The organism is Spirulina sp. CS-785/01, assembly GCF_028330525.1.
Taxonomy (GTDB): domain Bacteria; phylum Cyanobacteriota; class Cyanobacteriia; order Cyanobacteriales; family Spirulinaceae; genus JAQMSD01.
This window is the reverse complement of the sequence record NZ_JAQMSD010000086.1, coordinates 1-7,637: the sequence shown is the minus strand read 5'-3', so window position 1 is coordinate 7,637 and position 7,637 is coordinate 1. Positions and strand designations below refer to the sequence as shown.

Here is a 7,637-nt window from a genome sequence, read left to right as displayed (position 1 = left end):
AGGGCTTTATATATCGTGGGGCGCACGAAAATTAACGCTTGGGGAGAAACTCCCTCTTGGTTGGTTGGAGAAATCCTGCTAGCTAACGGAGATTCGTTGAACCAAGAATCCACGCTCCTTTAGGGCGTGGAGCGTCAATTATCCTGATCTTCTGTTCCCAGTTCCGGAGTTCCCAGTTCCCTTGCCTTACAAGCAAATAAACACTTTTTCAGTAAGCCCTCTAACTACCATGCGTTATTTTTCTCTTTTTTGCCTTCTTCTGTTGACTGCTTGTGGGACGAGTAACCCTCCCTCTCCGTCCACTAACGAACCTTCTCCTCGTACTCCTGTCGCTACTGCCCCCAACCGGGAAAAGTCTCTCCCTACTGAACCCCTTACCCCCGAAACCTATCGTATTACGCTTCAAGACCTTCCTGAACCTTTTGCGACTGAGAGTGCGAGTCAACCTCCCCAAGTTGTTCCTATTCCTGATAATGCTAGTTTAAATGTCCCGGAGGGCTTTACTGTGACCATTTTTGCCGAAAATTTGGATCGGCCTCGCTGGTTGGCATTAACTCCTGATGGGGATGTGTTGGTGACGGAAACGCGACAAAACCGTATTCGCTTGTTGAAGGATAGGGATGGGGATGGAGTGGCGGAGGAGAAAGAAATTTTTGCGGATGCTGAGAATGGCTTAGAAATCCCCTTTGGGATGGCGTTTGCGAAGGGGTCTTTTTTCTTAGGGAATAGTGCTGAAGTCCGTCGTTATGCCTATGAGAGGGGACAGGAGCAATTAATGGGACAGGGGGAGCAAATTGCTGAGTTGCCGGGGGGTGGCTATCGTCAGCATTGGACTCGTAATGTGATTGTTTCTCCTGATGCGAATAAATTATATGTGTCTATTGGGTCTCGGTCGAATGTGTCGGAAGAGTCTTTGCCTCGCGCATCGGTTCAGGTGATGAATTTGGATGGGACGCAACAAGAGACTTTTGCTTATGGGTTGCGTAACCCGGTGGGGTTAGATTTTCACCCGCAAACGGGGACTCTCTATACGACGGTGAATGAACGGGATGGGTTGGGGGATAATCTGGTCCCGGACTATCTCACGGGACTGGAACAAGGGGAGTTTTATGGGTGGCCTTATGCTTATTTTACGCCGGAATTGCTGGACCCTCGGCAGGTGGAGAATGGCCGGAGTACGAACCCGGAATTAGCGGCGAAAACTCGGACTCCTGATCTGTTGTTTCAGTCTCATTCTGCGGCTTTGGGACTACAATTTTATGATCAGGGGAGTTTTCCTGAAGAATATCATAATGGGGCGTTTGTGGCGTTTCGGGGGTCTTGGAACCGCGATCGCGGCACTGGATATAAAATCGTTTTTGTCCCGTTTGATGAGGAGGGCCAACCGATGGGGGAGTATCAAGATTTTCTCACAGGGTTTTTACTTGATCCTAGTGGCCCGACGACTTGGGGACGGCCTGTGGGCCTTTTGGTGTTGCCGGATGGGAGTTTACTGTTGACGGAGGAAGCGAATGGACGCATTTATCGGATTCAGTATAAATAGGGTCTGCTGAAACAGTGTTTATTCGCTTGTAAGTCAAGGAAACAGGGAACGGGGAGGAAGTTACCTTCGTGTTTTTAACCGGGGAAGTGTCAAAATAAAATGTAGTCTATCTTGTCAGTGTTTTGAGTTATCCTCAATTGTTTGAGACATCGGCAACCAAAAATCGAATTTTAGTGGTGGATGATTCACCGGATAATTTGTTTTTGGTGCAAAGTATTTTGGAGGAGGAGGGGTATGAGAGTCAGGTGTGTGAGAGTGGCCAAGATGCGATCGCACTCCTAGAAACTACTCCCCCCCATCTGCTACTCTTGGATGTGATGATGCCTGGGATGGATGGGTTTGAAGTGACTCAACGCATTCGCAATAATCCCCATCTGCCTTATATTCCTATTTTACTGATTACGGCCTATGACCGCGCTTCGGTGGTGAAGGGGTTAGATAGTGGGGCCGATGATTTTATCCGCAAACCGGTGGAGGTGGATGAGTTGTTGGCCCGGGTTCGCTCTCTCCTCCGATTAAAGCATAGTGTGGATGAGCGCGATCGCATTGCCCGGCAACGAGAAGATTTTGTCTCCCGCTTAACTCACGATCTGCGTACTCCTCTGATTGCGGCTGACCGGATGTTAGAATTAATGCAGCAAGAAGCATTGGGTGAGTTATCCCCTGAAATGGCTGAAGTGGTGGGGGTGATGGTACGGAGTAACCATAATTTGTTAGAAATGGTGAATAATTTGTTGGCGGTTTATCGCTACGAGGCTGGCCGCAAAACGTTAAATTTATCTCCGGTTCATTTAGCTCAAATTTTGCGAGAGGTGATTGAAGAATTAACTCCTTTGGCGGTGGACAAGGGGTTAATTTTGGAGACGGAGGGGTTAGCAAATGATAGTATTGTAGAGGGCGATCGCTTGGAGTTACGGCGCGTTTTTGCTAATTTAATTGGCAATGCAATTAAGTTTACCAAGAGAGGCTCAATTACAGTTCGTTTATTGCAACAACCTCAAAAGATTCTAATTCAAGTGGAAGATACCGGACAAGGCATTTCTCCCGAAGATCAAAAACAATTATTTCAACCGTTCCGTCAAGGCAACCACCAGCAAGACGGGAGTGGGTTAGGGTTGCATCTCTCACGTTGTATTTTAGAAGCCCACGGCGGCGAAATTTCGGTACAATCGAAGGTAGGCCAAGGAAGTCTATTTCAAGTAACTTTGAATTATTCATAATTTTTGGTTTGTTATGGGTTATTTGTTATTGGTTTAACGGTCTCACTACCCATTCCCCCTTCCCCATTCCCCCTTCCCCATTCCCCCATTCCCCATTATTCTATGCCTAGGTTTGGTTGTCCTCAAAAACTCCCCTTGCGTTGGGTGATTATTGCACCAATGATACTGCAAATTAGTACAGCAGTGGGGGTGGTGGGTTGGCTATCTTGGCGGAGTGGACAACGAACGGTGATAGACTTGGCCACGCGGTTGAGTACCCAAGTTAGTCAACAAATTGACAAACAAGTTCGCAACTATCTAAACACCTCCGAATTAGTCCTAAAAGTGAATCAAACTGCCGTTGAAACTGGGAATTTAAAATTAAATAACTTTCAGCAACTGGAACGCTATTTTTGGGAGCAAACTCAACTCACAGAATTTGTCTCTACTCTTTTTTATGGCAGTGCAGAGGGTGAATTTTTGCAAGTCGAACAGAGTGAACCCCCGACAGTTTCCATACGAACCCAGGAAACTGCACCTAATTGGGAAGTGTATCAGTTAAATGACCAAGGAGAACGAATTAAGCGGGTACAGGTGAAAGAATATGACCCTAGGACCCGGCCTTGGTATGAGAATGCGGTAAAATCTGGGGGACTCACTTGGTCGCTGATCTATGTGTTTATTGATCCTCCGGTATTGGGGATTACTCCTGCAATTCCGATTTATCAATCTTCTGGGGAGTTACAAGGGGTGATGGCCATTGATCTCCCGCTGTCGCAAATTGGGGAGTTTCTCAGCAGTTTGGAGATTAGTCAGTCGGGGGAAGCCTTTATTATTGATCGACAAGGGGATTTGGTGGCCAGTTCTACGTCTGAGTTACCTTTTGCGGAGACAGTCCAAGGCCGCACTCGTTTACCTGCGACCCAAAGTAATATTCCCAGTATTCGCCTCTCGATTCAAGCGTTACAAGACCGATGGGGAGATTTAGAGGAGGTGGGGAACTATCAAACGATTATTGAGGATGAGCAAGGAAACCGTTACTTTTTACAGATTACTTCGTTACGGAATGACCAGGGGATTGATTGGTTATTGGGGATTGTGATTCCGGAGGCGGATTTTCAGGCAGAAATTGCGGCGAATCGTCGGACAACGATGGTTATTTGCGCGATCGCGCTTTTTGTCGCTACTACCCTCGGTTTCATAACCTCCCGTTGGATTATTCAACCGATTCTTCATTTAGTTAAGGCCACCCAAGCGATCGCTCAAAATCATCTTGATCAGCGTGTTCCCACTGAAAATATCCGAGAATTAGATACCCTAGCGCGATCGTTTAACAAAATGGCCATCGAGTTGCGGGAAACCTTCACGGCCTGGGAAGAAATGAATATCTCCCTCGAACAGTTAGTCGCACAGCGTAGCGCATCCTTGAAAGTCTCTGAGGAACGCTTTTCTAAAGCCTTTCGCTCTAGTCCTGATCCCATCGCTATCAGTACCCTAGAGGAGGGGTGTTTTATTGAAGTGAATCAGAGTTTTTTGGAGGTGACGGGATATCATCCTCAAGATATTATTGGCAAAACTGCCGCCGAAATTAACCTCTGGACCAATCGACGGGACCGGGCCCGGATTGTCCGAGAATTGCGATCGCAAGGCCGCGTCCTCAATCAAGAAATGTCCTTCCGCAGTGCCACAGACGAATTTCGCACCGTCCGTCTATCTGCCGAACTCCTCCAACTCAACGACGAACAATGTATTCTCTGGGTGGCCAACGACATCACCCAACGGAAACAAGCTGAGGCCGCCTTGCGGGAGAAAGAAGAATATCTCCGTCTCATCCTCGACAATATCCCCCAACAAGTCTTCTGGAAAGATACCAACTGTGTTTTTCTCGGTTGTAACCAAAATTGGGCCCGGGCCGCACAACTCCCCAACCCGGAAGCGGTTATCGGTAAAACCGACTTTGATCTCCTCGATGACCCACAATTGGCCGAGTCTTTTCAAACAGAAGACCGCCACGTTATGGAAACCGACCAAGCTACACTCCACAAAATTGCCCGCAAGATCCGGCCCGGAGAAAATGGCGAGGAAGTCTGGCTCGATATTAGCAAAATCCCCCTACATAATGCCTCTGGAGAGGTCATTGGTTTAATTGGGGTCATTGAAGACATCACCCTCCGCAGACAAGCCACAGAAGCCTTAAAACTGGAACAGAAGAAGTCAGAAGCCCTGTTAGTGAATATTCTGCCCCAAGATATCGTCGAACAATTAAAACAGCAACAGAGTACCCTCCCTCAACCCGGTCAAAAAACCTTAATCGCGCAGCATTACGAAGAAGCGACCATTTTATTTGCAGATATTGTGGGGTTTACTCCCCTTTCGGCACAACTTCTCCCCATTGAATTAATTGACTTACTCAATGAGATTTTTTCCGCTTTTGATCACTTGCTGGATCGTTATCAATTAGAGAAAATTAAGACTATTGGGGATGCCTATATGGTGGCCGCCGGATTACCTATTCCTCGTGCTGATCATGTGGATGCTATTGCCAAAATGGCTTTAGAAATGCAAGCGGCGATAGGACAGTTTTACGTCCGTCCCCATGAACCTTGTCGCATTCGCATTGGTATTCATACGGGGTCAGTGGTTGCAGGGGTGATTGGGATTAAAAAGTTTATTTATGATTTATGGGGAGATACCGTTAATGTGGCTTCTCGTATGGAGTCCACGGGATATCCTAATAAAATTCAAGTCACGGAAGCCATTTATCAACGTTTAAAAGACCGTTATACCTTGGAAAAACGAGGGACGGTCAAGGTAAAAGGAAAAGGGGAAATGACGACCTATTGGTTATTGGGGAAACGGTAAACAGTCATCAGTCATCAGTAAACAGTCATCAGTCATCAGTCATCAGTTATCAGTCATTAGTTATTAGTCATCAGTCATCAATGAGATACGCATTGAATTGTGAAGTTTTCTAGCATTGGCTATGCTCAAACGTATCCCTGTAATACTATACGCTGAATGCTTACCTATCTAGAAACTGTCACAGAAGCGCGATCGCGTTTTCTCTCCTCTGCCAAGATTAAAACAATCTTGACAAGCGCGTAAACAATGGTTTCTGAAAAATTCCGCCACCAACTGCGTCAAGAGGCCAACCAATGGCGCAGCGAAGGCCACATTGATCCCCAATTTTACGATTATCTCGCGGATCGGTATCAATTTAATGAACTGGAGAGTTCGGCCCGTAACCGCTTTGTCCTCATACTCCTGGGACTAGGGAGTATTTTACTAGGATTAGCGGTTATTACCTTTGTGGCCGCCAACTGGCAAGTCTGGACAAGAGAATTTAAAATTATTCTACTCCTCACTATCTTTATCGCAGTCAACACCACCGGATTCTACTTTTGGCGATACCCCAGACAACAATGGCAGTCTCGCATCGGCCAAGGGTTACTCCTCCTAGGGAGTTTGCTCTTGGGGGCCAATATTGCCTTAATGTCGCAAATGTTTCACCAAAGCGGCCCCATCTATCAACTGTATCTTGTGTGGGGGTTTGGGGTATTGGCCATGGCCTATAGTCTGCGTCTCACCTTGTTGGGAATGCTGACAGGGATTTTATGGGCGATCGCGTTATGGACCTATCATCTAGATTATTTTACCCTCGCCGATGACTCTCTCTGGACTCTGGCCGCCGATCATCTCCCCCTCATTGCTACAATTAGTCTCATTCCCCTCGCTCACTACTGTCAGTCTCGCTGGTTATTCGGTCTTAGTACCACTTTAATTACCGCATCTTTGGTCAGTAATTCCCTAGTTTTAACGCAAACCTTTCTACAGGCAAACTATTGGAGTGCTGCCATAATTGCGGGAGTTGTAACCATTATTCCTCCGGCGGTTTTATGGTCTTATCCCGGCATTCAACGCCAATTTGGGACAATTGCTCAAAATATTGCGATTGTCGGCTTGAGTGTCTTTTTCTACGCTGCGTCTTTTAACTTTCTATGGCGTAATTATACTCCCTCTCTAACGGAACTTGTGCCGTGGGAACATAGCACCTTATTACTTGATTTAATTGTCTTTACCGGAGTAGCGATTTATGGTTGGTGGAAATTCGGCTATATTAACAGTTCAACTTGGCGAATTGATCTCACCAGTACCGTAATGGCTGGAATGATTCTCATTTCGGGGTTAACTATTTGGTGGAATTTACAACAGTTCCCTCTCTTAATCTTTGCCCCATTTATTTTTAATGTTTTATTACTCTTACTGGCAGTAGGATTATTACGAGAGGCAATTAATACAGGAGAAAGACGAGGCTTTTGGTTTGGGATGACTTTGTTAGTATTACAAGTATTTTCTCGCACCATGGAATACAACACCGAATTATTGACTAAAGCGATTCTTCTTTTCCTTTGTGGAGTGGGAGTTATTATTGCTGGCCTTTGGTTTGAGCGTAACGTTAAAACAATTAGCAATTAACAATCAGGGAATTGAACCACAGAGACACAGCAATAATTGATACTTTATAATTGGAGGTTTGAACTAAAGAGAAAACAGAAAGAAGAAGGATTAATAATTTTAAGTTTATCCTTAGTCTTTTAACCCGTTTTCAACGGGTTTAAGCTCTTAGCCTTGGGTTTTAACCCAAGGATGACCAGAAAAAACTTAGTCTTTTAACCCGTTTTCAACGGGTTTAAGCTCTTAGCCTTGGGTTTTAACCCAAGGATGACCAGAAAAAACAGAAAGAAGAAGGATTAATAATTTTAAATTTATCCTTAGTCTTTTAACCCGTTTTCAACGGGTTTAAGCTCTTAGCCTTGGGTTTTAACCCAAGGATGACCAGAAAAAACTTAGTCTTTTAACCCGTTTTCAACGGGTTTAAGCTCTTAGCCTTGGGT

Annotated in this window: 4 protein-coding genes; all 4 read left to right on the top strand. The window is 45.6% G+C overall.

Annotated features, from left to right (window positions below):
• Positions 1-229 precede the first annotated feature (229 nt).
• Positions 230-1,543, top strand: coding sequence for a PQQ-dependent sugar dehydrogenase (locus PN462_RS04765; RefSeq protein WP_272126869.1), 1,314 nt, complete (start codon positions 230-232; stop codon positions 1,541-1,543).
• A 122-nt stretch (positions 1,544-1,665) separates the two neighbouring features.
• Complete coding sequence (locus tag PN462_RS04760) at positions 1,666-2,763, top strand: hybrid sensor histidine kinase/response regulator (protein WP_272126868.1); 1,098 nt, start codon at positions 1,666-1,668, stop codon at positions 2,761-2,763.
• Between the two features lie 102 nt (positions 2,764-2,865).
• Positions 2,866-5,604 (top strand): adenylate/guanylate cyclase domain-containing protein, encoded by a 2,739-nt coding sequence (locus PN462_RS04755; protein ID WP_272126867.1) that lies wholly within the window; start codon positions 2,866-2,868, stop codon positions 5,602-5,604.
• Between the two features lie 246 nt (positions 5,605-5,850).
• Complete coding sequence (locus tag PN462_RS04750) at positions 5,851-7,218, top strand: DUF2157 domain-containing protein (RefSeq protein ID WP_272126866.1); 1,368 nt, start codon at positions 5,851-5,853, stop codon at positions 7,216-7,218.
• Positions 7,219-7,637 lie beyond the last annotated feature (419 nt).